Annotated in this window: 22 protein-coding genes; 3 read left to right on the forward strand and 19 right to left on the reverse strand. The window is 65.7% G+C overall.

Translation table 11 applies throughout. The annotated features are described in order from the left end of the window. Window positions 1–6: 6 nt before the first annotated feature. From Y704_RS0110305 to Y704_RS0110370, 13 genes are all read right to left on the reverse strand, one after another. Window positions 7–879, reverse strand: coding sequence for a fumarylacetoacetate hydrolase family protein (locus Y704_RS0110305; protein ID WP_026550063.1), 873 nt, complete (start codon window positions 877–879; stop codon window positions 7–9). A 49-nt stretch (window positions 880–928) separates the two neighbouring features. After that, a complete protein-coding gene (locus Y704_RS0110310; RefSeq protein ID WP_026550064.1) occupies window positions 929–1,681 on the reverse strand; it encodes an SDR family NAD(P)-dependent oxidoreductase in 753 nt (250 codons plus the stop codon). A gap of 37 nt (window positions 1,682–1,718) precedes the next feature. Next, a complete protein-coding gene (locus tag Y704_RS0110315; protein ID WP_026550065.1) occupies window positions 1,719–2,432 on the reverse strand; it encodes a GntR family transcriptional regulator in 714 nt (237 codons plus the stop codon). Further along, the gene (locus tag Y704_RS0110320; protein ID WP_026550066.1) at window positions 2,429–3,676 is read right to left on the reverse strand and encodes a fumarylacetoacetate hydrolase family protein; all 1,248 of its coding nucleotides are present in this window, start codon (window positions 3,674–3,676) and stop codon (window positions 2,429–2,431) included. The genes Y704_RS0110315 and Y704_RS0110320 overlap by 4 nt, the downstream gene beginning before the upstream one ends. Next, the gene (locus Y704_RS0110325; protein WP_026550067.1) at window positions 3,673–5,157 is read right to left on the reverse strand and encodes an aldehyde dehydrogenase (NADP(+)); all 1,485 of its coding nucleotides are present in this window, start codon (window positions 5,155–5,157) and stop codon (window positions 3,673–3,675) included. The genes Y704_RS0110320 and Y704_RS0110325 overlap by 4 nt, the downstream gene beginning before the upstream one ends. A gap of 23 nt (window positions 5,158–5,180) precedes the next feature. Continuing rightward, complete coding sequence (locus tag Y704_RS0110330; protein WP_026550068.1) at window positions 5,181–6,485, reverse strand: enolase C-terminal domain-like protein; 1,305 nt, start codon at window positions 6,483–6,485, stop codon at window positions 5,181–5,183. A 24-nt stretch (window positions 6,486–6,509) separates the two neighbouring features. After that, window positions 6,510–7,790, reverse strand: coding sequence for a TRAP transporter large permease (locus Y704_RS0110335; RefSeq protein WP_026550069.1), 1,281 nt, complete (start codon window positions 7,788–7,790; stop codon window positions 6,510–6,512). Between the two features lie 9 nt (window positions 7,791–7,799). Then, window positions 7,800–8,408, reverse strand: coding sequence for a TRAP transporter small permease (locus tag Y704_RS0110340; RefSeq protein ID WP_026550070.1), 609 nt, complete (start codon window positions 8,406–8,408; stop codon window positions 7,800–7,802). Further along, entirely contained in the window at window positions 8,405–9,451 is a 1,047-nt protein-coding gene (locus Y704_RS0110345) for a DctP family TRAP transporter solute-binding subunit (protein ID WP_026550071.1), read from the reverse strand. The genes Y704_RS0110340 and Y704_RS0110345 overlap by 4 nt, the downstream gene beginning before the upstream one ends. 32 nt (window positions 9,452–9,483) lie before the next feature. Continuing rightward, window positions 9,484–10,533: an Ldh family oxidoreductase gene (locus Y704_RS0110350; RefSeq protein ID WP_081747553.1), complete on the reverse strand. Its 1,050-nt coding sequence runs from the start codon at window positions 10,531–10,533 to the stop codon at window positions 9,484–9,486. A gap of 388 nt (window positions 10,534–10,921) precedes the next feature. Continuing rightward, window positions 10,922–11,245: an NIPSNAP family protein gene (locus Y704_RS20415; RefSeq protein ID WP_051476920.1), complete on the reverse strand. Its 324-nt coding sequence runs from the start codon at window positions 11,243–11,245 to the stop codon at window positions 10,922–10,924. A 250-nt stretch (window positions 11,246–11,495) separates the two neighbouring features. Then, window positions 11,496–12,935, reverse strand: coding sequence for a sodium:solute symporter family protein (locus tag Y704_RS0110365; RefSeq protein ID WP_026550073.1), 1,440 nt, complete (start codon window positions 12,933–12,935; stop codon window positions 11,496–11,498). A gap of 132 nt (window positions 12,936–13,067) precedes the next feature. Further along, complete coding sequence (locus Y704_RS0110370) at window positions 13,068–13,916, reverse strand: MurR/RpiR family transcriptional regulator (RefSeq protein ID WP_155850323.1); 849 nt, start codon at window positions 13,914–13,916, stop codon at window positions 13,068–13,070. A 148-nt stretch (window positions 13,917–14,064) separates the two neighbouring features. On the opposite strand from Y704_RS0110370, the gene Y704_RS0110375 reads away from it, so the two are divergent. Beyond that, a complete protein-coding gene (locus Y704_RS0110375; protein WP_026550075.1) occupies window positions 14,065–15,309 on the forward strand; it encodes a metal-dependent hydrolase family protein in 1,245 nt (414 codons plus the stop codon). Window positions 15,310–15,454: 145 nt separating this feature from the next. On the opposite strand, the gene Y704_RS24015 is transcribed toward Y704_RS0110375, so the two are convergent. The 3 genes from Y704_RS24015 to Y704_RS0110395 all read right to left on the reverse strand — a co-directional run bounded on the left by Y704_RS24015 (window position 15,455) and on the right by Y704_RS0110395 (window position 18,299). Next, on the reverse strand, window positions 15,455–15,910 hold the full coding sequence (locus Y704_RS24015; protein WP_051476922.1) for an excalibur calcium-binding domain-containing protein: 456 nt from the start codon (window positions 15,908–15,910) through the stop codon (window positions 15,455–15,457). A gap of 186 nt (window positions 15,911–16,096) precedes the next feature. Beyond that, a complete protein-coding gene (locus tag Y704_RS20425; protein WP_081747555.1) occupies window positions 16,097–17,470 on the reverse strand; it encodes an ammonium transporter in 1,374 nt (457 codons plus the stop codon). 124 nt (window positions 17,471–17,594) lie between these two features. Then, window positions 17,595–18,299 (reverse strand): TetR/AcrR family transcriptional regulator, encoded by a 705-nt coding sequence (locus Y704_RS0110395; protein WP_026550076.1) that lies wholly within the window; start codon window positions 18,297–18,299, stop codon window positions 17,595–17,597. A gap of 190 nt (window positions 18,300–18,489) precedes the next feature. Here Y704_RS0110395 and glnT point away from each other — a divergent pair, with 190 nt between their 5' ends. Together glnT and Y704_RS0110405 are read left to right on the forward strand one after the other, a co-directional pair. Beyond that, complete coding sequence (glnT, locus tag Y704_RS0110400; protein ID WP_026550077.1) at window positions 18,490–19,851, forward strand: type III glutamate--ammonia ligase; 1,362 nt, start codon at window positions 18,490–18,492, stop codon at window positions 19,849–19,851. A 6-nt stretch (window positions 19,852–19,857) separates the two neighbouring features. Continuing rightward, window positions 19,858–20,853 (forward strand): alpha/beta fold hydrolase, encoded by a 996-nt coding sequence (locus tag Y704_RS0110405; RefSeq protein ID WP_026550078.1) that lies wholly within the window; start codon window positions 19,858–19,860, stop codon window positions 20,851–20,853. 51 nt (window positions 20,854–20,904) lie between these two features. Here the strand turns inward: Y704_RS0110405 and Y704_RS0110410 are convergent, their stop codons facing one another. The 3 genes from Y704_RS0110410 to Y704_RS20430 form a co-directional block, all read right to left on the reverse strand. Next, window positions 20,905–22,134, reverse strand: a complete 1,230-nt coding sequence (locus Y704_RS0110410) for a type II toxin-antitoxin system HipA family toxin (RefSeq protein WP_026550079.1) — start codon at window positions 22,132–22,134, stop codon at window positions 20,905–20,907. Beyond that, window positions 22,127–22,393 carry a helix-turn-helix domain-containing protein gene (locus tag Y704_RS0110415; protein ID WP_026550080.1) on the reverse strand — a complete coding sequence of 89 codons (267 nt, stop codon included), beginning with the start codon at window positions 22,391–22,393 and terminating at the stop codon, window positions 22,127–22,129. The genes Y704_RS0110410 and Y704_RS0110415 overlap by 8 nt, the downstream gene beginning before the upstream one ends. 156 nt (window positions 22,394–22,549) lie before the next feature. Further along, window positions 22,550–23,308 (reverse strand): GntR family transcriptional regulator (locus tag Y704_RS20430; protein ID WP_035772349.1); only part of this gene is annotated, 759 nt, incomplete at its 5' end.

The raw sequence follows: 23,308 nt of genomic DNA on the forward strand, positions 1-23,308 counted from the left end.
GCCGGATCACAGCGAGTGTGTGCGATCCCCGTACGCCACGACGCGCTGCCGCTGTTCGCCTAGCCCTTCGATTCCGATAGTCATCGTGTCGCCCGCAGCCAGGTAGGGGAACCTGCCCGACAACGCGACACCCTGCGGGGTTCCCGTGTTCACCACGTCCCCGGGATCCAGCACCATGTACTGCGAGATGTCGCGCACCAGTTCCGCCACACTGAACACCATGTCTGCCGTGGTCGAATCCTGCCGTGATTCGCCGTTCACCGTGGAATACAGCCGCAGCGACTGCGGGTCGGCGACATCCTCGACCGGTACCAGGGACGGGCCCATCGGGTTGAACGTCGGTGCGCACTTGCCCTTGGACCACTGGCCGCCAGAATGCTTCAGCTGGTAGTCCCGTTCGGAGACGTCGTTGCTGATGGTGAAGCCTGCAATGCAGGCCAATGCTTCCTCGTGACTGCCCAGATAGGAGGCCCGCTTGCCGATCACCACCGCTAGCTCCACCTCCCAATCCACCTTCTGCGCTCCTGGCGGTATGACGACGTCATCATGCGGGCCCACCACAGTATTGGGGTGCTTGAAGAAGAGAATCGGCGCGGCGGGAGGCTGGTCCCCGGTCTCCGCGGCATGCGCAGCATAGTTCTGGCCCACGCAGACGACGGCGCCGATACCCGTCAGCGGGGGCCCAACACGCAGGGACGCCGCATTCTCGAGAATTGGCAGCGCATCGGCCGCGAGCGCCGAGCGCACCTGATCCATGCCGTCCGCGCCAAGGTAGGCGCCGGTGACATCCTGGGTCAGCCCCCGCAGATCATAGTAGGAGCCTCCCTCGCGGACCACCGGAATCTCCAGGCCTGTCTCGCCGAGTCGCATCAGTTCCATCAAAATCTCCTTCTAGAGTGTTGGCGTTTCGAATCGCAGAGGAACAGGCTCAGGTAACCGGACGCAGCAGCAGGCTATGCATCCCGCCATCCACGGACAGGGAGGTTCCGGAGGTGGAGCCGTTGGCCGGATCCGCGAGGAACAGCACCGACGCCGCAACCTCCCCGGCGGTGACGAGCCTGCCGTGCGGTTGCCGCGCCTCGAGGGCGCGACGTTCCGCGGCGGGATCGGCCGCCGCCTCCAGCAGGCGGCCTACCCACGGTGTGTCAGCAGTGCCGGGGTTCACGCAATTCACCCGGATCCCCTCCTGCAGATGGTCAGCGGCCATGGCCCGCGTCAGCGCAGCGACGGCGCCCTTGCTCGCCGAATACAGCGCCCGCTGCGGCAATCCGTGCGTCGCCGCCACCGACGCGGTGTTGACGATCGCGGCGCTGTTCGACTGCCGCAGATACGGCAACGCCGCTGCCGACACCCGCGCAATCCCCACGACGTTGATGCCCAGGACGCGCAGCCATTCGTCGTCGTCGTTGTCCGCCACCGTGCCCGCAGCGCCGACCCCGGCATTATTGATGACGATGTCGATCCCGCCCAGCGCTTCGGCCGCCGCATCGACGGCGGTGTCCACGGACGCCCGGTTCCCGACGTCGCACTGCACGCCCACCACCTCCTCGGGCAGGCCGTCGATGCGGAGGTCCAGCACAGCTACCCGCGCACCTCTTTCGACGAGTCCAGCAGCAACCGCTGCACCGATACCGGACGCACCGCCGGTCACGAGGGCACGAAGGCCCGCAAAAGTACCCATGATCAAATTCCCTCTGGACGACAGGACGACAGTGGTCTCAGCACAGCTGGGCCGGCGGAGGAATACGCAAGCCGGTGCCGCCGTCCTGGGCAAACGCTTCATTGAACCGGTGATACGCACCGATCAGGTGCTGGTGCATCGCCGCTTCGGCAGCATCGGGATCGCAGGCCCGGATGGCCTCCACAATGCCGCGATGCTCATCCACGGTCTGTGAACCCCGGTAGTCCGCAGGATGCAGGCGGAACAGATGCAGGTGGCAGTGCGTGGCGCGGTACGCGTGCAGCGCGAATTCATTGCTGCTGGCACTGAGGATGCGGTCGTGGAACTGCGTGTCGTGAGCCACCAGCAGGTGCCGGACGCTGCCCCCCGATGCCGAGCTGTCCTCGAACTCCTTCAGGGAAGACTGCAGCGCATGCCCGGGGTTGCTCAGCCGGTTGACGGCCGACGCGCGCGCTGCCCACGGTTCCACGAGGAGCCGGAATTCAAACAGTTCACGCAATTCCGTGGTGCCCAGCAGGGGAGTGGTCCGGTAGCCCTTGCCCGGGGTCTTGACGATGAGGTTGTCACCCTCGAGTTGGCTCAGTGCCTCGCGCACCGGTGTCTGGGAGACACCGAACTCGCGGGCCAGGGCGTCGATGTTGACCTTGCCGTCCGGCGGCAGTTGCAGGTCCAGGATCTTGGCCCGCAGCGCACCGTAGACATCGTGGGTGGAACGGCTTCGGACCTCGACGTCGCCGACGAGGCTGCTCATCGCCCGCCCGCAAGCCCGGCGTTGCTGGTGGCGTTCGCCATCACGTAGTCCATCAGGCTGCCGATGCCGAAGGTCCAGGGGTCGAGGTCCTCCGTTGGCGCCACCATGTTGGTCAGTGTACCGAGCCTGGCGCTGCTGATGTGGACCACGTCGCCTGCCTTGTGCGTGAATCCCATGCCCGGGGAGTCGCGGTCCTCGCTCGGTGCGAACAGGGTGCCGGTGTAAAGCACGAAGCCGTCGGGGTACTGGTGGTGGCTTCCGTAGGCAGCACCCACCAGTTCCTCGAACGGCCGGCTCAGCCGCCGCACGCTGTTGGTTCCGGTGAGGGTATAGCCGTCGTCGCCGCGCACGGTGAGGCTGATGGTCTCCGAGCGGGCGTCGTCGAGCGTGTAGGCATCATCGAACAACCGGATGAACGGCCCGAGCGCAGCTGAACCGGTGTTGTCCTTAGCCATCCCGAGAAGCAGTGCGCTGCGGCCCTCGACATCGCGCAGGTTGACATCGTTGCCGAGGGTGCAGCCACGCACCTGCCCCAGGCTGTCCACCACCAGCGCCAGCTCGGGTTCCGGGTTGTTCCAGGAAGAGAAGGCGGGAATGCCGATCCGCTCGCCGGAGCCCACCGCGGCGAGCACCGGGGCCTTGGTGAAAACCTCCGGGTCCGGGCCGATGCCGACCTCCAGGTACTGCGACCAGAAGCCCTCCCGCACCAGCACTTCCTTGACACGCGCCGCCTCTGCCGATCCGGGACGGACGCCGGCCAGGCTGCCGCCGATGGCCTGCAGCACCTGCGTACGCATCTGGTCGGCCAGGGTGAGGTCTCCCGTGCAGCGCTCCTCGATGACCCGCTCGATCATGCTGTCCACGAAGGTGACGCCGCAGGCCTTCACCGCCTGCAGGTCCACCGGCGCCAGCAGGCGGGGCCCGGCGGGATCCCGTCCGGAGTAACTCCCGGCACTGCTTTCGCTGCCGTGACGGGAGCGGCCCGATTCTTCCGCGCCGGCCACGACGTCGGCCAGCTTCCACCGGCGTGGACCGGCGGCGAGCGCCTGCTCCAGCACTGCGAGCGGGTCAGCGCTGTTGAGCAGCGCCGAGACCGTGTGGGCATGATCGAAAAGGTCCACCAGGTCATCATCGCGCACCAGCACCGGTCGGGGGCCGCGCGTCTCGGGGTCCCAGAGACGCCCGATCAGCACGGCGTCCCCGGAATCCTCGGGCAGGAGGGGAAGTGCGTCAGGCGCGTTCACTGTGCCCCGCCCGCGGATTCGAAACGGCCGTCGATACGGCGCGCGATGCGCCACGGGTTGCTGTCCCGCAGCGCCGGCGGCAGGGCGGCATCCGGTACGTCCTGATAAGCCACCGGCCGCAGGAACCGGCCGATCGCCGCGGTGCCCACCGACGTGGTGCCGGGCGCCGTCGTCGCCGGGTACGGACCGCCGTGCTGCTGGGCGTAGGAGACCGTGACGCCGGTGGGCCAGCCGTTCCACAGCACTCGCCCGGCGATTCCGGTGAGGGTGTCCAGCAGTTCGGCGGCGTTGTCGCCGTCGTCCGCCTGGATGGTGGCCGTCAGCTGGCCTTCCATCTGCCGGGCGAATTGCGGCAGGTCCGCGCCGCCGCGGTAGCGGACCACCACGGCGGCGGGGCCGAACATCTCGCGGTGCAGCACCTCGGGATTGCGGGCGATGGTCTCGGCGTCAACCAGCAGCACGGTGGGGGAGGGAGCCTCCTCGTCGGATCCCTGGATCAGGGCCTCGACGCCGTCGGCGGCTGCGACTTCGTCCCGGGCCTGGCCGAAGCCCTCGCGCAGGCCAGGGGTCAGCAGCGGGGCCAGTGGGGCCGCCTGCAAGGCGCCGGCGAGCGAGGTGCGCAGCTGCTCAGGGGTTGCCGTGTCCGGCACGAACAGCACTCCGGGTTTGGTGCAGAACTGGCCCATGCCCATGGTGAAGGAGCCGGCGAACCCGGCGAGGATGTCCTTGGAGCGGTTCTCCCAGGCCGACGGGAGCACGAACACCGGGTTGATGCTGCCCAGTTCGCCGTAGAAGGGGATGGGCACCGGTCGTGCGTTGGCGCGGTCGAACAGGGCACGTCCGCCCGCGGTGGAACCGGTGAACCCGATCGCCTTCACCAGCGGATGATCCACCAGCGCCTCGGCGGCCGGACGGCCGTCGACGACGGCGAACAGCCCCTCCGGCGCACCGGCGTCCCGAAGCGCTTCGATCACGATCTCGGCGGTCCGCACAGCAAGCCGGCGGTGGCCCGGATGGATCTTGTGCAGGACGGCGCAACCGGCTGCCAGGGCGGCTGCGCTGTCGCCGCCCATCACGCTGAACGCGAACGGGAAGTTCGACGCACCGAAGACGCCGACGACGCCGAGGGGCACGTTGACCCGGCGGATATCGGGCCGCGGGCCCATACCCCAGTCGGGGTCGGCGTGGTCGATGGTGGCATCGATGGCGACGCCGGAGCGCACCTCGTCGGCGAACAGGTCCAGCTGGAACGCCGAGCGGCGCAGTTCGCCCTGCAGCCGTGCCTCGGCCAGGTGGGTTTCCTCCGTGCCGAGCCGGACGAGTTCTTCGGCATTGTTCCGGAGTGCGTCGGCGATGGCATGAAGCCGGCCGGCACGGGCAGCGGGTTCCTCGCCCGCGACCAGGAGGAACGCAGTGTGCGCTTCCTGCGCGGCGGCGTCCACCTGCTCGGGAGTTGTGGCGATGGTCAAAGTGGTGGTCATGGGAGATTCCTTTCGGAGGCGGATCAGCGGGCGTTCAGTTCCTGCCAGCCCGCTCCTGACGGGTAGGTCCAGCGAGCGGTGGACTGCTCCAGCATCCGGGCACCGACGCCGGGAAGCTTCGGCGCCTGGTAGCGGCCGTTGGACACGACGGCGGGCTCCGTGAAGTGCTCGTGCAGGTGGTCGACGAATTCGATGACGCGGTCGTCCATGGAACCGGTGATCGCGGCGTAGTCGAAGAAGGAGAAGTGCTGCACCAGTTCGCACAGGCCCACGCCGCCGGCATGCGGGCAGACCGGCGTGTCGAAGCGCGCGGCGAGGAGCAGGTTCGCGATGTTCTCGTTCACACCGGCCACCCGGGTGGAGTCGATCTGCATGATGTCGATCGCGCCGGCCTGCAGCAGCTGCTTGAAGATGATGCGGCTCTGGACCGCTTCGCCGGTGGCCACCTTGATGGGATGGACGGCCTTGCGGATGGCCGCGTGGGCCAGGATGTCGTCCGTGCTGGTGGGCTCTTCGATCCAGTACGGGTTGAAGTCCTGGAGCTGGTTGACCCAGTCGATGGCTTCCTGCTCCTCCCAGCGCTGGTTGGCGTCGATGGCGATCCGCACGTCCGGACCCACTGCCTCACGGGCCAGACCCAGACGGCGGCGGTCGTCCTCGATGCTGCCCGCGACCTTCAGCTTGATCATGCCGAAGCCGTCCGCCACGGCCTCCTTGGAGAGCCGCACGAGCTTCTCGTCGCTGTAGCCCAGCCAGCCCGGCGTCGTGGTGTAGGCGGGGTAGCCGTTCTCGCGCAGTTCGAGAATGCGTGCTTCCTTGCCCTCCTGGCCGCGCTGCAGGATGTCCGTGGCATCGGCCGGGGTGAGCGCGTTGCCGATGTGGGTGAAGTCCACCGCGCTGACGATCTCATCGACCGGCATTTCACTCAGCAGCAGCCACAGTGGCTTGTTCTCGCGCCGGGCGCGGATGTCCCAGAGCGCATTCACCAGCCCGCCGCAGGCCATATGCGACACACCTTTTTCGGGGCCCAGCCAGCGCATCTGTGAATCGTGGACCAGGCGGCGGGAGGCGTCGCCGAGATTGTTGACCAGCTCGTCGGTGTCCTTGCCGACCAGAAGTTCGCCGTAGCTGTCCATGCCGGCCGTGACGAGTTCGTTGCCACGGCCGCAGGTGAAAACGAGGCCGTAGCCGTGCTCGCCGTCGTCCGTGACGATGTCTACATAGGCCGCCGAGTAGTCGGGGTCCACATTGACGGCGTCGGACCCGTCGAGGTCGAGGGAGGTGGGAAAGCGCACGTCAGTGGTGGTGACGGAGGTGATACGGGACATGGGATTCCTTGCGTTTCGGGGTGGTCAGAGGAAGCCGAGCAGCGTGGGCAGGCCAAGCGTGAGGGCGGGAAAGAAGGTGATGACCAGCAGGGTCAGCACCATGGGGGCGAAGAACGGCAGGATGCCCTTGATCACCATGGGGACGGGTGCCTTGGTGACGCTGGAGAGCACGAACAGCACGAGCCCCACCGGAGGCGTGATCAGGCCGATCAGCAGGTTGAAGATCACCATGATGCCGAAGTGCACCGGGTCGATGCCGAAGGTTTCCGCGACCGGCAGCAGGACCGGAACAAGGATCAGGATCGCGGCGGTGGGCTCCAGCACGCAGCCCACCAGGAGCAGCAGCACGTTGACGAGGATCAGGAAGAAGATCGGCTGGTTCGTGATCTCCAGGATGAGGTTGGCCGCAACCTGCGGTGCCTGCTCGCGTGCCAGGACCCATCCGAAGAGGGCGGCCGCGGCGACGATCAGCAGGACCGAGCCCGAGGTTTCCACCGTGGTCAGCAGCGTGCGGTACATCTTGCGCCAGGAGAGCGCCCCGTAGGCAAGGGCGAGGATGAGGATGTAGATGACGCCGATGCCGCTGGCCTCGGTGGGGGTGAAGATGCCGCTGAGGATGCCGCCGAGAATGACGACGGCGGAACCGGCGGCAGGAAGCGCAGCCACCGCCGTGCGTCCGCGGACTTTCCAGGACGACTTCGGCAGTCGCAGTTCCTCGCGTTTGCGCATGAGGATCCACACGGTGAGGCACAGCGAGAACACGAGCACCAGTGCGGGAAGGATTCCCGCCATGAAGAGGGCGCCCACGGAGACACCGGCCGTGACGGCGTAGATGACGGCGGGAATGCTCGGCGGAATCATGGGCGCAATGAGGCTCGACGCCCCCGTCACCCCGAGGGCGAATTCCTTCTTGTAGCCGCGCTCCACCATGGCGGGCACCTGCACCCTGCCCATGGCGGCGGCGTCGGCGATCGCGGCGCCGCTCATCCAGGAGAAGCCGAAGCTGGTGGCGACGTTGACGTAGCCGAGGCTGCCGCGCAGGTGGCCGATGGCCGCCACGGCGGCGTCGTAGAGCTTGTCGGTGACACCGGAGACGTTTGCCAGGTTGCCGAGCAGGATGAACATCGGCACGGCCAGGATGGCGAAGCTGTCGATGCCGGAGACCGTCTGCTGGAGGGCGGTGCCCACCCGCGCAGTCGGGTCCATGATGACGTAGGCCACCGAGGGGATCAGGAGCGCGAAGGACACCGGCACCTTGAGCGCGAGCAGCACCAGCAGGGCGATCAGCATGATGAGGAGAGTCATAGTAGGGTCCTAAACCGCTTCCCGCTCGAGGTTTTCCATGGCATCCGGAACCACTTCGGGATGGCGGATATTGAGGTAGATGTGCAGGACGGCGTGAAGGAAGATCAGCCCGAAGCCGGCCACCGCAGCGCTGTAGACGAGGCTCATCGGCAGTGAGGTGGCCGGCGCGAGCAGCCGGTCGGCTTCGATGGCGAAGGCGACGCCCGCAACCGTCATCACCCCGGCGGTGACGACGACGGCGACGAGCGCGAAGGTATCCAGTACGATCGTGCCCCTCCGGCCCAGCTTGCTGGCCACGAGGTCCACCGCGATATGGATGCGGCGCGCCATGACGAAGCCCGCGGAGATGAACGTGAACCAGATCAGGGCGAACCGGGCCAGTTCCTCGGTCCAGGTGAAGGGCGAGTTGAAGACGTAGCGGCTCACCACCTGCACCATGATCAGGCCGAGGGTCAGGACGAGGAAGCCGCAGGCCGCGGCACGCTCCACATTGACCAGGAGGCGGTAGGGCTTGCTGTGCTGTTCGGGAAAGTCCGGTTCATCGGGCTCCTGTGGAACGGTGTACCCCGAGGCGATGTTGTTCTCATTGGAAGGCTCCGGGCGTGGGGTGCCTGTCACTGCCTGTCCTTGATTTCCTGGTACAGATCGCCCCACGGCTGCTGGAGCATGGCTTCCTCGGCGGCGGCAGCGAAGGCTTCGCGGTCCACATCCTCGTTGACCTGGATGCCGTCGCCGGCCTTCCACTCCTCGAGGATGCTCTGTTCCTGCTCCTCGACGCATTCGCGGGTGGCCTCGGCGGCGGCTTCCATAGCGCCTTCGAGGGCCGAACGCTCGTCGTCGGTCAGGCCTTCGTAGACCGTTCGGCCGGTGGTGATCTGGACGCCCTGGATCATGTGGCCGGTCAGGTTGATGTAGTCCTGCACCTCATTGAACTTGGCGGTGGCGATGGTGGGAATCGGGTTCTCCTGCGCGTCGATCACGCCCTGCTGCAGCGCCAGGTACACCTCATCGAGGGCCATCGGGGTGGCAGTTCCGCCCATCGCCTTGATGTTCTCGAGGTAGAGGGGGGCGTTCGGGGTGCGAATCTTCAGGCCGGCGAAGTCTTCCGCGGTCTTGATCTCCTTGTTGGCGGTGACCTGCCGGGTGCCGTAGTACCAGCTGGAGAGGACCTTGATGTCGGAGCTCTCGTAAAGGTCGTCGAAGACGCCCTTCATGGTGTCGCCCTCAACCGTTTCCACGAAGTGGTCCACGTCCTCGAAGAGGTAGGCGCCGTCGAGTACCGCGGCGTTTTCATCCCACACGCCGAGGAAGGACGGGCCGGCCACGGCCATGTCGAGGGCGCCGGAGGCAACCTGCTCGAGTGATTCCGACTCGTTGCCCAGCTGGGCCGCGGGGAAGCTTTCGATCTGCAGTCCACTGCCGTCGAGTTCCTCCTTGAGGGTGCTGATCCCGCATTCCTCGACCGGGTGTCCGGCGTCATAGACGTGGGCCAGGCGCAGCGTCTTGGCGTCCGCATCGACGGCCTGCACGTCATCGCGGTCAACAGGTTCTCCGACATTGCAGCCGGAGAGCAGCAGGGCCGCACTTGCGGCCAGGCCGAGGGCGGCGCTGGTGCGACGACGACGGTTGCCGGGGGTGGGGTTGGAGTGTCCGAGCTTCATTGCTTGATCCTTCCGAAGGAACTGCTGGTGGGTTAGGTGTGGGACGGGACGGGCTGGAGGGAGAGCTGGTCGGCGAGTTGGGCGAGCTGGTCAGCGGTGGAAGCGGGCAGGGTGATGCCTTCCGCCTCGGACTCGCGGATCCGCTCGGGGTCGCCGGGAGAGTGGACCGTGCGGTCGGAGGGGCCGGAGGCGCGCACGTGCTGCTGGAGCTCGGCGACGCGCGCCTCGGTGCGGCCACGACCGGTGAAGGCCGCGCTGTCGATCCCGATCAGGAGGTGCCCGTTGTTCATGCGTGATGCCGGGTTTGACCAGATGTCGACGGTTTCGAAGGCGAAGGTGGCGTCGGTCAGGGACGCCGCGAAGGCTTCGAGCAGCACGGCGACGGCGGAGCCTTTGTGGCCGCCGAACGGGATCATCGACCCCTCGGCCGCCGCCACCGGGTCGGTGGTGGGATTTCCCGCGGCGTCGACCGCCCAGCCCTCGGGCAGTGCCGTGCCTTCATTCCTGGCCGCGATGACCTTGCCATAGGCGCCGTTGCTGGTGGCGAGGTCCGCGGTGAGGGGCCACCCGTCGGCGCTCGGTGCGCCCAGGGTGAGCGGGTTCGTACCGAGGACCTTCTCTGCTCCGCCGTGGGGCGCGACGACGGGGCCGGTGGACGAGGTGAGGAAGCAGAGGAAACCGGCCCCGGCCAGCTGGTCGCTCCAGAACGCACCGGCGCCGTAGTGGCTGCTGTTGTGCACGGCGACGGCGGCAATTCCCTGCGATCGTCCCACTTCGAGCACGCGGTCCACGGCGGCCTGCATGGCTACCTGGCCCAGCGCGGCGTCGGCGTCGAGCACGGCCACGCCGGCCTTCTGTGTGCTGAAGCTCATCGACGGGGTGGGGTTGATGCCACCGAGCCGGAGTGCTTCTGAATACAGGGGAAGGCGGAGCAGGCCGTGGGAGTAGATGCCGCGCTGGTCGGCCTGGACCAGGGAGCGGGCGGTGAGATGTGCGTCGGCTGTCGGTACGCCGCGTGCGGTAAGGACCTCATGGGCGAAACGGTTCAGGTGCTGTGCGGAGAAACGTCGATGGTTCTGCACTGTGAAACTTCCTCCAAATATAGGAACTCCACAAATCCTATAGCCATGTGCGCTGAATCACAACATGCAGCGTCAGTCCGGGGAGGGCCGATTGAAACCGGGGAGGGTCGATTGAAACTGGGTAGGGGAAGCAGGCCGGGGAACGCGTCAACGTCCTGCGAAGCCTCGAGGACGTCGCTGGGTCCGTGGTGCTGGTCCTTGTGCCATTGGGCTGGTCCTACGGGACGATGCTCCGATCGACGCGGTTGGCCCGAAATGTTCCTGCTTGCCTCATCAGCCGAAGCAGTTGGCGGCAGTTCCATCGTTGTCGACCGCGATGATGCCGGACCCTCGGAAGGCGGAGGGCCGACTGCCGGGAGCTTCAAGCAGGAGGAGCAAGCAGTGGTGGTTACTTCGCCTCCGCGATGGGGTGGAGATCCGTCGCTTCCAGCAGGACCGACTCGATCTTCGCCGCCAGGACGCCGTCCGCTTCAGATGCCGACTTCGCATCGATCCACCGTTGATCGGCTCCGAATGCTGTCCAGTTCGCCTTCGGAGCCCCCTCGTGCCGAAGGAGGTAGATCAGGACGTTCGGAGTACCGACCGGAGTCCAGTAACCGAGGCTTGTCATGGAATGCTCGGTGAAGAGGTCAATGGTGGATTCGCGGAACCGCTCCATCAGGGCGTCCATCTTGCCCGGGGCAGCGGTGTAGGTGCGCAGTTCGTACGTCATCATGTCTCCTCGTAGTAACCGGCGTTACCGGCCGTTGGCGCCTGAAAGGTCATGCCCGGCGCAGTAGCTCGGCTCCCGGCTGCCGGGCGCGACCGGCGACAGAGCCATATGATTTCCCAAGCGGCGTGGCGTTGTCGAACGCCGCCTGATCGGGTGATGCCGGGTCGAGGACACCCCGGCGTGCCCGTCCTGATCGTAGCCCGTCCCTTCCATCGGGAGGTCCGGCGACGCCGGGGGCGACGCGCAGCGGCTACATTTCGCGCTCGGCCAGGACCGGCGACTCGGCGGGATCATTGCCAGCGGGTATTCCGCGCCTGTCCTTCGTCGCGAGGCTCACGGCTACGAGGGCGATGACGGCTGCCGGCAGGGCGACGACGACGGCGTTGACATCGGCCGACATGCTGCTCACCTGCCACACCACAGTGACCACTCCACCGACCACCATTCCGGCGATTGCCCCCTTCGAGGTGGCCCGCTTCCAGAACAGTGCTGCCAGGACAACGGGCGTGATTGCCACCCCATACATGGTGTAGGCGTACATCTGCAGCGCGAGGACGCTCGGGAAGAACTGGCCCATCACGTAGGCGAGAACGGTTACCGCGAGGACAGCCCAGCGTCCGAGCTTCAGGGCCCTGTCCGGGTTGGCAACAGCGTTCTTCCGCTGGAAGGCGAGGTCGTACACGATGTTGCCTGAGCATGTCAGGAGGTAGGAGGACCCGGTGGTCACGATCAGCGCGAACGCTCCGGCAAGCAGCATGCCGCCGATTCCCAGTGGCACAAGATCCGTTCCGGCCAGGCCGAGGATCGCCTGTCCCGGATCGATGTCCGGAAGCAGGAACGAGGACATTGATGCGAGAAAGATGATCGTTCCCAGGATGACGACGGCGCCGCCGAAGAACGCGATGGTCGCTCGTCGAGCAGTGCCTTCATCCTGTCCTGCCGCGAGACGCTGGTGCATGTTCTGATCGCCGAGGATGAGCAGGAACAGGGGCAGGAAATAGCCCAGCAGCTGGATCGGCGTCAGGCTGCCCGTAAGCGAGGTCAGCGCGGGGTCAAGGCGGTCCACGTAGTTACCGACGCCGCCGACGTCGTTGATGAAGACGACGGCAAGGGTACCCACCAGCGCGAGGACGATGAAGATCACTGATACGAAGTCCGTCCAGGCCACGGACTTGAGGCCTCCGCCCAGGGCGAGGAAGGTGATGAGGATCGCGGCAACAATCGTTCCCTGCGCGGTGCTGAGCGGGGTGATGATGCTGAGAATGGCACCGGCTCCGGTGAACTGGTAGGCCGTGATGCCGACGAAGGCCACCAGGATAATGATCGTTGCCAGTACGCGCACGGGCTTGCCGAAGCGGTCCTCCAGCATCTCCGGGATGGTGTGGTGTGACTGCCTCCGTACCTTGGTCGCCATGAAATAGAGGCACACGATGCCCACGATGGTTCCGGCGAAGAAGAAGATCCCCGCGACCGGCCCGTAGGTGTACACGAAGCTTGCTCCACCGATGATGGAGCCCGACCCGACGAAGGTTGCGAGGAGTGTCCCGGCGAGCACCGGGGTGGGCAGGGAGCGGCCCGCCAGCATGAAGTCGTCGCCGTTGGCTACGGTCTTGCTGCGGCTGAACCACGCTCCGATCAGGACCATGAGCAGGATGTAACTCACCAGGATGATGACGTGCACTATCTGCATGAAGGAGCCTCTCAAGGGTGACCGAGGGGACGGCGATTAGAGAGAAGTCTCGCTGATCCGAAGCACGAATGCAATAGTTATTGCAGAAGTTCACGCAAATGAGACAGGCCTCGGCATGCCTGGGTCAGGGAATCAGGCGGGGTCCACCAGATCCAGTTGGCCCCACAATTCCTCGGTTTGCCGGAGTGCCGTCGTTGTCCGTGCGGGGTCCACTGCTGCTAGCTCTGCCAGGATCGCCTGCACGGTGGAGACCGCTGCGACGGTGGAGGGCATGAAGCTGGAACCCTCGCTGGGAACCACCAGGGCTTCCTCGGCAAGGTCGGTGATGCCGGTCTTGCGATCGGCGAGAGCGACGATGCGGATACCGCGCTGTGCGGCTACACGCACCACCTCAAGGACGAACTTGCTTGCACGCCATAGGTTACAGCTGACCAGGCAGTCTCCCGGCTCCAGCATCCGCAGGCGGTTGACGAGGGCGGTGCCGGGTGCGGTGTGCAGCTCTATGTCCCGACCCATCCATTGGCCCACGTGAGCCAATTGGAAGCCGGCCGCAGCGTAACTTCCCGTCGCCAGCACTATGGTGCGTTGCGCCGAGGCGATGATTGCAGCGGCCCGCGCTACCTGGTCGGGGTCCAGAGATCTGCCCAGCCGCGTCATGTTCCGGGCATCGCTGGCCAGTGACGTGGTTGCCGGTCCCGAGCCCGGGGATGAGTCCCTGTCGAGGAGCTTCTCGGCGGTCATGGAGGCAAGGTAGCGGTGGCGGAGTTCGGATTTGAGCGCGGACCAGCCCGAGAACCCGAGGAACTGGGCGGCGCGCACCACGGTTGCCACGTTGATATTCGCCCGGGTGGCCAGCTCCTGGGTCGACATGAAGGAGGCCGGGCCGGCGTCATGCCGGATGACGTTCAGGACGGCTTCGATCCCCGGGCTTGCCTTACGTCCCAGGACCAAGCCATCCACCCAGTCGGTGATCTGCAACAAAAATGCTCCTCACGATACGCCGCGCTGTTTGCAACGAATGTTGCATGTTTGTCGATTACTTGTGATCATCGTGTCAGGTATATCGGCAGTCAAGGTCACTCGACGACATGCCGCGAAGCTTCATCCGCGGCCCACCACGAGGAGCAGCATGCCCACGGCACAACACTTGCACATCCAAAACGCAACGGTCCTGGACATCGAGCACGGCACCGCCTCCCCCGGTCGAAGCATCCTCATCGAGGAGGGCGTCATCACCTGGGTGGGTGACTCCGGAGCGGCCGACGTCGAAGGCTTCGACGGCGAGACCATCGATGCGCAGGGCAAGTTCGTCATGCCGGGTCTCATCGACGGCCACGTCCACGTCACCGCAGCGACGGCAGACCTCGGCGCCATGGGGGAGTGGTCACCCAATTACGTCGCCGCCCACACCGCGCGCAACCTCAAGGCGATGCTGGCGCGCGGATTCACCACGGTCCGCGACGTTGCCGGTGCTGACTACGGTGTGGCGCTCGCCGTGGAGGAGGAGCTGTTCGTGGGCCCACGGGTGATCTTCGGCGGCAAGGCGCTGTCGCAGTCCGGCGGGCATGGGGACATGCGCGGGATGGGTGCGAGCGTCAGTGACCCGCATCAGTGCTGCCCCTCGATCGGGATCGTCTGCGATGGCGTCGACGCCGTGCGGAAGGCCTCGCGGGACCAGCTGCGGACCGGTGCGCACCATATAAAGATCATGCTGTCCGGTGGTGTGGCGTCGCCGACGGACCGCGTGGATTCGACGCAGTTCTCTGAGAGCGAGATCCTCGCCGTCGTCGAGGAGGCGGAAGGTGCAAATCGTTACGTCTGCGGCCACGCTTACACCGCCCGCGCCGTGAATCGCGGTCTGCGGCTCGGTGTTCGGTGCATCGAGCACGGAAACCTGATCGACGACGAGAGTGTGAAGCTCTTCGTGGAGAAGGACGCGTATCTTGTCCCCACCCTCATCACCTACGAGCGGCTTAAGGCTGACGGGGAAGCGGCAGGCCTGCCGCTTGCCAGCCGCGAGAAAGTCGATATCGTGCTGCACGCCGGACTCGAGGCACTCGACCGTGCCAACAAGGGCGGCGTGAAGATTGTCTTCGGCACCGACCTGCTGGGTGCGATGCAGATCCACCAGAGCCAGGAGTTCCGCATCCGGGCACAGGTGCAGTCGGCCCAGGAAGTGCTGCTCTCTGCCACGGTGACCGCTGCCGAGCTGATCGGCCTCGAGGGGAAACTGGGCGTCGTCGCAGCCGGTGCCTTTGCGGACCTGCTGATCCTGAATGAGAATCCCCTCGATGACGTCACGGTGCTGGCTTCGCCGGAGACGACTATCCGCTCGGTGATCAAGGGTGGCAAGCGGATGGATGCGACCGCCTGAGTAGCAGGTTCGTTCCCGCCGCTTTCAGGTCGACAGCAGGGGCGGTTCAATGAGCGGCTCAGCCCGCCAAAAAATGGTCCTGGCCGAGTTGCCTCGGCCAGGACCATTTCGCTGCTCGCTCCGGAATCAGGAGCCTGCTGTTGGTCTAGGAATGGGCGGCGGAACGACGGCGGACCACATAGGTTCCGCCGAGTGCTGCAAGGAGCAGCCCGCCCCCGAGGGCAATGACACCCGTGGGGTCCTTCTCGGGGGTCTGTGCGACGCCGGTTTCAGCACCACCTCGGGGCATTTCCCCCATCTGGGTTGGAACTGCGGTTGGAACCGCCGGCGGGGTGGTCGCGGGCGTGTTCTCCTGAATGATGCGCGCGACGATGCTTGCGTCGTAAGGGGGGGTGCCCGCTGCGTCGCAGCCGAATCCGTCCCGATCAGCATCGAGCTTCAGCTGGTAACCGGGCGTTCCTGCAGGAATGTTGAAGACGCCAACGGCAGCAGCTTCGCCGCAGTTATTGAACGGAAGGCCGACGGCCCAGGCGGGTGAGGCGGAGAAGAGTGAGACCCCTGCAACTGCTACTGCTGCGAGACCTATTGAACTACTTTTCATCGGAAATCCCCTAGCTTGATTATCGTGCTCGGTCCAACGACCCTAGCCGGATTTGCCTGAGGCAACTACCCCTTCTGTCACAGGAGGTGAAATTGACGGTGGAGCGGACGGGTGGTGGTGTGACGAAAGTGCACGCGTGGACTCGGGCCGGGAGCAGGTGCGCATTTGACGCGCCCCCGCCTGTTGCTAAACGCGGGGCCGTGCAGGGACCTCTCCTTCAATGCCCGGCTCGACAGTTGCGTCCGCCTCCTCCAAATGGTGCAGCCGTTCGGCGTGGCCGCGGGGGGAATGGGCCTTGTCCGAGCCGTTTTCATAGGCGTTCTCAGCGTGAAGCGCGTTATCGAGTCCGCGTGCTTCGACGTCCGCCGGGACCCGCATGCCCATGACCCGATCGAGGACCGTGGCGAGCACCCAGGTCACGGTGAAGGTGTAGGCAAAGACTGCGAGGATTGCCACTGCCTGGCGACCCAGGAGGTCGAACCCGCCGCCGTAGAGCAGGCCAGTTGCTCCGCTCGGAGCCTCCGGCGTCGCAATGAGGCCGATGAGCAGTCCACCCACGGCGCCGCCGATGAAGTGGAGTGCAGTGACGTCGAGTGCGTCATCGAAGCCCAGCTTGTACTTCAGCGACACGGCGAAGTAGCAGACGGCACCGGCCGCGCCACCGATTGCCAGGGCTCCGAGAGGAGTGACCGCACCACAGGACGGCGTGATGGCGACCAGCGCAGCGATGGCGCCTGACGAGGCACCGAGGGTCGTGGGGTGTCCGTCGCGCATGCGCTCGACCAGGAGCCAGACGCAAACACCGGCGCAGGTGGCGGCAATCGTGTTGAAGACGGCGACTGCCGCGTTGTTGTCAGCGGCACCCAGGCCGCTGCCGTCGAAGCCGACCCATCCGGTGAACAGGAGCCCTACGCCCAGCAACGTGAAGGGAAGGTTGTGTGCCTTCGGCTGGACGGGCCAGGCGCGCCGCTTGCCCAGGACGAGCGCCAGTGCGAGGGCGGCGACACCCGAGTTGACGTGAATCGCTGTGCTTCCGGCGTAATCGATGGCGCCCAGGGTGTTGGCGATCCAGCCGCCCTGTACCGCCCCATCGGCTGAATCGAAGGCGAACACCCAGTGCGCCACCGGAAAGTACACGAGGGTGGCCCACAGACCAGCAAAGATGAGCCAGGCACTGAACTTCATGCGGTCGGCCGCGGCACCGGCAACGATGCCCGCTGTGAGGCCGGCGAACATCAAATGCAGGGCGGCAAGTGCGAGCGGCGGCAGGGCGGCATCGGTGGGGGCCGTGAGCAGCTGCCCAAGGCCCGCATATTCGAGGGGATTGCCCAGCAACCCCGCCCCGCCGATCGAGTTGCCGAAGACCGCCGAGTACCCGAAGGCCACCCAGAGGACACCGACGACGCAAAAGGCGCCAATCACCATGAGCATCATGTTCATGGTGGTTCTACGGCTCACCATTCCGCCGTAGAAGAGGGCGAGCCCCGGGAGCATCAGCGCGACGGCGATGACGGCGGTCAGAACCCACGCCGTATTGCCCGCGATTGCAGCAGTGTCCATTCGAATCTCCATGACGGCTAGAAGCATGCACCCCGCGGCAGTCGCGGTTACCAGCGTTTCGATACGCTATCTAAATGCTCGATGCCGACCTTTTCGATGCGATATCGATATCGTTACGAGCGCGTTAACTCTCTGCTGGACTGTTCGCCGTCATGAGGCCTGCGGCCTGGGTTCGAACACCGGGAAGCGCGTCATGGTTCCGGAGGAGCGAGGCGAGGGTGGTGTCGACACTCAGGGTGGAGACGTCGTCGGCCGTGTAGGTGTGCAGCCCGGGGAGTGGTTGCCGGTAGTGGCGCTGAAGGCCTTCATTGAGTCCGAGAGCGGCGGTGGCGGCCGCCTCGGGGTCGACGGCACGAAGCTCGCCGGAGTCGACGCCCTGCCGGATGATCGAGGCGGCACGGCGGTGCAGCTCGCTGTAGTCCTCGAAGAAGGCGCCGAAGTTCTGGGGCTGTGAGCGGGCGACGCGTTCGAACTCGTAGAAGTCCAGGGGAGAGGCGCATAGTTGGGCGGCGTCCGCGTGGAGCACCGCGTAGAGCCTTGCTGCTGCCGGCTCCGGTGCCGGTTCCAGCGCACGCGCCATCTGGAGGGAGCCGCGGTTCTCCTCGAGGAGTGCCTGCAGGATGTGTTCCTTGCGCGCAAACCAGTAGTAGACCGATGACTGCCGGAGCCCGGCGGCGTGGGCGATTTCGCTCATTGTCGTCTCGGCGTACCCTTTGGCGATGAACAGGGCCGTTGCCTCCCGGATGATTTCCTGGCGCGGAGCCCCGCCGACTGAACCGCTGAGGCGGGGCCGGCCGGCCGTAGCTCCCGCAGTTTTCCCTGATCCCATGCCAACTCCTTGTGTGGTCCGGCTCGAAGCCTAGCTGCAGGCCGTACGCCGAACGCACCATCCGGGCTGGCGGGCTGCAGGTTTTACGCCGTCGAAACAAATTCGACACTGTATCGAAATTGTGTTCGGCGAGACTTTCTATAGCTTATCGAAATATCGGTCAGCGCCGCGACCCGAACAGGAGATCGACATGAGTGTGACAACAGCAGAAGCAGCCGTCGAAACCGTCCAGCGCAAGCTTCAGGAGGCGGGTGTCAAGTATGCGATGTCGAGCTTCGTGGACCTCCACGGCAACATCAAGACGAAGTTCGTCCCCCTCTCCCACCTGCCGCAGATGGCGGCGGGGTCCGAGCTCTTCACCGGTGCGGCGCTCGACGGGCTACCTCAGGACATCAGCGACGAGGAGCTCTCGGCGCGGCCCGACCTCGACAGTGCCGTGCAGCTGCCCTGGCGCAAGGAAGTCGCCTACTTCTCCAGCGATCTCTACCACGAGGGCAAGCCGTTCGAGGCAGCGCCACGGAACATCCTCAAGCGCCAGCTCGAGGCCGCCAAGGAGCTTGGATTCACCTTCAACCTGGGCATCGAGACCGAATTCTTCGTCCTGAAGGACACACCGGAAGGACCAGTGGAGGTCAGCGACCGGGACAACCTGAGCAAGCCCTGCTACACGGCTCCTGCGGCACTCGACAACTTCGACTGGCTCACCGAGATGGTCGAGGCGATGAATGACATGGGGTGGAGCGTCTACTCCTTCGACCACGAGGACGCCCAGGGTCAGTTCGAGATCGACTTCAAGTACGCCGATGCGCTCACCATGGCCGACCGTGCCGTCTTCTTCCGCCTCATGGCCAACGAGATGGTCCGCAAGCACGGCTATTTCGCCACTTTCATGCCGAAGCCCTTCGCCGACCGCAGCGGGTCCGGTGCGCACTTCAATATGTCCCTCGCGGACCTCGAGACGGGCGAGAACCTCTTCGAGACCGACAACGACCCCCGTGGCTCCGGCATCTCCGAGCTCGGCTACCAGTTCATTGCCGGCGTGCTCAAGCACGCGCCCGCCATCTGCGCCGTGATCGCCCCGACGGTGAACAGCTACAAGCGGCTGGTCCGCAAGGGGAGCATGTCCGGGTCCACCTGGGCGCCTGTCTTCGTCAGCTACGGCAACAACAACCGCACGAACATGATCCGAGTGCCTCTTGTGGGAGGCCGTGTTGAGTGCCGGGCCGCCGACATCAGCGGCAACCCCTACCTCGGTGCTGCCATCATTCTCGCCGCCGGCCTGCAGGGCATCCGCGAGAACCTCGATCCGGGCGAGCCGCACACCGAGAACATGTACAACTACACCGAGGCGGAGATCATCTCCAACGGCCTCGGCCTGCTTCCCCGCAGCCTGGGCGAGGCCATCGAAGAGTTCGCCGCCGACAGCCTGTCCCGCGAGGTGTTCGGCGAGAAGATGTACAACGCGTACATCGACTACAAGAGCCAGGAATGGGACGAATACCAGGCGCACGTCTCCGAGTGGGAGATCAAGCGCTACCTCAAGTTCTTCTAATCCCTCATGCGCTCCGACTTCGACCTCGGCAGGTTCGAGCTGGTCTCCGGTTCGAACCTGCCCTCGGGGCACCTCGCCTATGAGACTCACGGCGAACTCAACGCCGAGGGCAGCAACTGCATCCTGCTGCCCTCCTACTACACGGGCACGTCCTCAAGCTATGAACCGTGGATCGGGCCGGACCGGCTGTTCGACCCTGCGGAATGGTTCATCGTCGCGGTGAACCTCTTCGGAAACGGGGTGTCGACGTCGCCCTCACGGGCCCACCCGGACATTGCGGGGGCGGGCTTTCCCGACGTCGACATCGCCGACAACGTGATCGCCCAGCACCGCCTCCTCAGCCACCTCGGGGTGAAGCGGATCCGCCTGATCGCAGGCTGGTCCATCGGTGCGTTGCAGGCCTACGAGTGGGCGGCCCGCTACCCGGACCTGGTGAACGCGATCCTTCCGATTGCCGGAGCGGCACGGTGCTCGCCCCATAACTTCGTCTTCCTCGAGGGAGTGAAGTCCACGTTGCTGGCCGACCCGGCGTTCCAGCACGGACACTACAGTGCGCCGCCGGTGCAGGGGTTGCGGGCGTTCGGCACGGTCTACGCGGGGTGGGCGTACTCGCAGGAATTCTTCCGCCAGGGGACGTACCGGGAACTCGGGTACGCCTCGGTGGACTCGGTGATCCGGGGCTGGGCCACCGACCATGAGAGTGAGGACGCCAACGATCTCCTCGCCATGCTCGGGACCTGGCAGCGGGCCGACGTCGGAAGATACCACCCCGGCGGGTTCGAGGGCGCGATGGCGGGAATCACCGCCCAGGCCATCGTGATGCCCGGCAGCACCGACCTCTACTTCCCGCAGGCCGACAGCGAGCAGGAGGTGGAGCTCCTGCAGCATGGGAAGCTGCGTCCGCTGGTGTCCGACCTGGGGCACGTCGCGGGCCGTCCCGGCATCCGGGCCGCTGAAACGGTGCAGATCAGTGCTGCCGTGCAGGAGCTTTTGGGGAGCTGACCGTTGCGGGTGCGTCGTGCTCACGGCACAGTTTCACCTCCCCGTGGTCCGCTATCCCGAAGGTTCTCCGGTGAGGAGGTTTCGCGTGAAGGTCAGGACATCATTCTGAAGCCCGGGATGCGCTCGTCGGTCAGGTTCCTCGGCGGCTGCGAAAGCTTCCAGAGCCTCTAGCGTTCGCGAGATCAGGGGTTCCGGTGCCCGCTGCCTCCATGATGTTGCCTCTTCGACGAGGTCCGCACGTGTCAGGTCCGCATGACGGTATCTACCGTTGACGGCCATGGCCATTCGCCCGTCCGTGGCCTGGTGGCGCATGGGTACGACGTCGTAGGCCGGGGCGAGCTCGGAGCGGCCGTCGGGATGATGGAGCAGGGAAAGATTTTTTGCATGCAGGTCCAGGTTGCCGAGGGCGACGGCGAGGACGGTTATCGCGAGGAGGCGTTCAAGGGACTCGGTGTCCCCATTGCGGCGGAGCACGTCTGCGATGCGCCGCAGGCTGACTTTGCCGCCGTGTTCCTGGTACTTCTCGTTGCCGTGAGCCCCGAGGGCCTGGTTCATGTCTTCCTGGTGAATGCGTCCCGTGGGAGCGGAGCTTGATCGATCGAAGCGCTCGATGACGAGCGCAGGGGCACCTGCGAAGTCGGCCAGCCACGTCCGGGTGCCGGCCAACCCCAGTACTCGGGCAGCGCGGGCTCCGTACTCCTCGTCGTAGATGATGGTGGGGTAGTCGCGTGATGCGGGTTTGACGATGTGCGTCGACGGGTAGCCGTCGTGCACGCGGTGCCAGTCGTCGTCGACCCGCGCCAGGACGATCTTGTCCTGCACCCCTGCCAGGGAGGTCTTCCCTGAGAGCGGACTGTTGGCGAGCGGCTGGGCCGTGGTGGATTGCAGCAACTCTCTGATGCCTTCGGCCGTCAGGCGCTCGGTCCGTGGACGGCGTGGCTCGCCAGGGCGCTCGGGATCCCAGATCTGCAGGGCGCCTGCGACGTCGCGCCCGAAGTGGGAGAGCAGTGCAGGAGTGTCGTACTCCTGGGTTCCCACCCGCGCGGCGAGGTTCGAGAGGATGCGCCCTTCCGGGAGCAGTTCGGCGAAGAAGTTGCGACGGCGCGAGGCTCGGGCGCGGTTTGCGGCGAGCTCGAGCGGGACGGATTCGGACAGGACCGTGCTGCCGAGATCAAAGTGGTCGAAGCATGAACGGTCGGTGCGGAAGTCGAAGGTGCGCCAGTCCCTAACCGTCAGCCAGCCGACCAGGTTCCCGTACAGCTCGACACGCAGTTCACCCATCGCTCGATCGCTCCGTGGGATCGGCTTCTTCTTCCGGGTCGTCGATCTCGGCGTAGAGGCGGACTCCAGTGGCACGCAGCATCTCGAAGAGCCGTTCGGTGAGCAGGCCGGGCTTTCCCTGCTCCATCTCCCACACCCACTTCTGGCCGATGCCGAGTTGTTCGGCCAACTGCCGCTGGCTCAGCCCACGGAGCATGCGCCCCTGCTGGAGCATCCGGCCGAGTGCCTCAGCGTTGGAAACCTGTCCTCGCACTGCCATTGTTGACCACCCTCACGACATCGATAATGAAGTCACGGTAGCTGGCGTCGATATCGAAGTCAACACGTCTGACTTCGATACTGACGTCAGCTGCTGCGCGGGTGCTGTTTTGTTGGTCCCAGAGGCATGTGCCCGTTGCGTTCCTACCTAAAACTACTATTCGGCATGCCCAGACAAGTCGTCAGCTAAATGCAGAAGTTCAAGACCCAACTCGCGGGCGCGGTCGGCAACGCCTTCAGGAGCGCCTTCTCCGGCCGGCCCCATCGGTGTTGGAGTCACCGGCAGGCTCGAAACCGACGGCTCCCGCTGGATATCGATGTCGAACACCATATGGTCCGGGTGGTGCCAGGTCGAGAAGACCTCCACGGGTCGTCCGTACTGATCAAAGCTCGTACCCTCCAGCAGAAGCACGGGTGATGACGCCTCCAGCTGCAGCAGCCGCAGCAGGTCTTGGTCGCCCGGGACGGCCCGGATCTGCCGCTTTCCAGAGGTGATCTGCACCCCGAACTTCTCCCCGAGCACCGCGTGGAGGGACGCGTCGTGTAGGGACGCGGCGGTCAACTCGGAGAACGCCGGCACCGGAAGCCAGGTGTGAATGACGGCGATAGGTACGCCGTCGGCCGTGCGCAGCCGCTCGAGCGAGAGAACCTGCGGAGTCCCGAGGACCGCCGTCGACGCATCGGCGTCCTGCACGGACAGCGACAGCACCTCGGTACCGACACTCGCCCCGGTACTGCCGAGCTGCGCCGAGAGCCCCGACGTTCTGTGCACGAGGCGGTGGTGTTCCCTGCGGGGCGCCACGGTAATGCCGCGGCCACGTCCGCGCTCGATCAGGCCCTCGTCGGCCAGGGCGCCGAGGGCCTGACGCACGACGGACCGGGACACCCCGTACCGCACCTGCAACTGCGCTTCGCT

The sequence above is a fragment of the Arthrobacter sp. Br18 genome (assembly GCF_000520555.1).
GTDB lineage: Bacteria > Actinomycetota > Actinomycetes > Actinomycetales > Micrococcaceae > Arthrobacter_D.

Bases quoted from the DNA above. Each gene is read 5' to 3' on its own strand.
- Y704_RS0110305 (WP_026550063.1), bottom strand. From the start codon at position 879: ATGGAACTGATGCGACTCGGCGAGACAGGCCTGGAGATTCCGGTGGTC.
- Y704_RS0110310 (WP_026550064.1), bottom strand. From the start codon at position 1,681: ATGGGTACTTTTGCGGGCCTTCGTGCCCTCGTGACCGGCGGTGCGTCC.
- Y704_RS0110315 (WP_026550065.1), bottom strand. From the start codon at position 2,432: ATGAGCAGCCTCGTCGGCGACGTCGAGGTCCGAAGCCGTTCCACCCAC.
- Y704_RS0110325 (WP_026550067.1), bottom strand. From the start codon at position 5,157: ATGACCACCACTTTGACCATCGCCACAACTCCCGAGCAGGTGGACGCC.
- Y704_RS0110330 (WP_026550068.1), bottom strand. From the start codon at position 6,485: ATGTCCCGTATCACCTCCGTCACCACCACTGACGTGCGCTTTCCCACC.
- Y704_RS0110335 (WP_026550069.1), bottom strand. From the start codon at position 7,790: ATGACTCTCCTCATCATGCTGATCGCCCTGCTGGTGCTGCTCGCGCTC.
- Y704_RS0110345 (WP_026550071.1), bottom strand. From the start codon at position 9,451: ATGAAGCTCGGACACTCCAACCCCACCCCCGGCAACCGTCGTCGTCGC.
- Y704_RS20415 (WP_051476920.1), bottom strand. From the start codon at position 11,245: ATGACGTACGAACTGCGCACCTACACCGCTGCCCCGGGCAAGATGGAC.
- Y704_RS0110365 (WP_026550073.1), bottom strand. From the start codon at position 12,935: ATGCAGATAGTGCACGTCATCATCCTGGTGAGTTACATCCTGCTCATG.
- Y704_RS0110375 (WP_026550075.1), top strand. From the start codon at position 14,065: ATGCCCACGGCACAACACTTGCACATCCAAAACGCAACGGTCCTGGAC.
- Y704_RS24015 (WP_051476922.1), bottom strand. From the start codon at position 15,910: ATGAAAAGTAGTTCAATAGGTCTCGCAGCAGTAGCAGTTGCAGGGGTC.
- Y704_RS20425 (WP_081747555.1), bottom strand. From the start codon at position 17,470: ATGGACACTGCTGCAATCGCGGGCAATACGGCGTGGGTTCTGACCGCC.
- Y704_RS0110395 (WP_026550076.1), bottom strand. From the start codon at position 18,299: ATGGGATCAGGGAAAACTGCGGGAGCTACGGCCGGCCGGCCCCGCCTC.
- glnT (WP_026550077.1), top strand. From the start codon at position 18,490: ATGAGTGTGACAACAGCAGAAGCAGCCGTCGAAACCGTCCAGCGCAAG.
- Y704_RS0110405 (WP_026550078.1), top strand. From the start codon at position 19,858: ATGCGCTCCGACTTCGACCTCGGCAGGTTCGAGCTGGTCTCCGGTTCG.
- Y704_RS0110410 (WP_026550079.1), bottom strand. From the start codon at position 22,134: ATGGGTGAACTGCGTGTCGAGCTGTACGGGAACCTGGTCGGCTGGCTG.
- Y704_RS0110415 (WP_026550080.1), bottom strand. From the start codon at position 22,393: ATGGCAGTGCGAGGACAGGTTTCCAACGCTGAGGCACTCGGCCGGATG.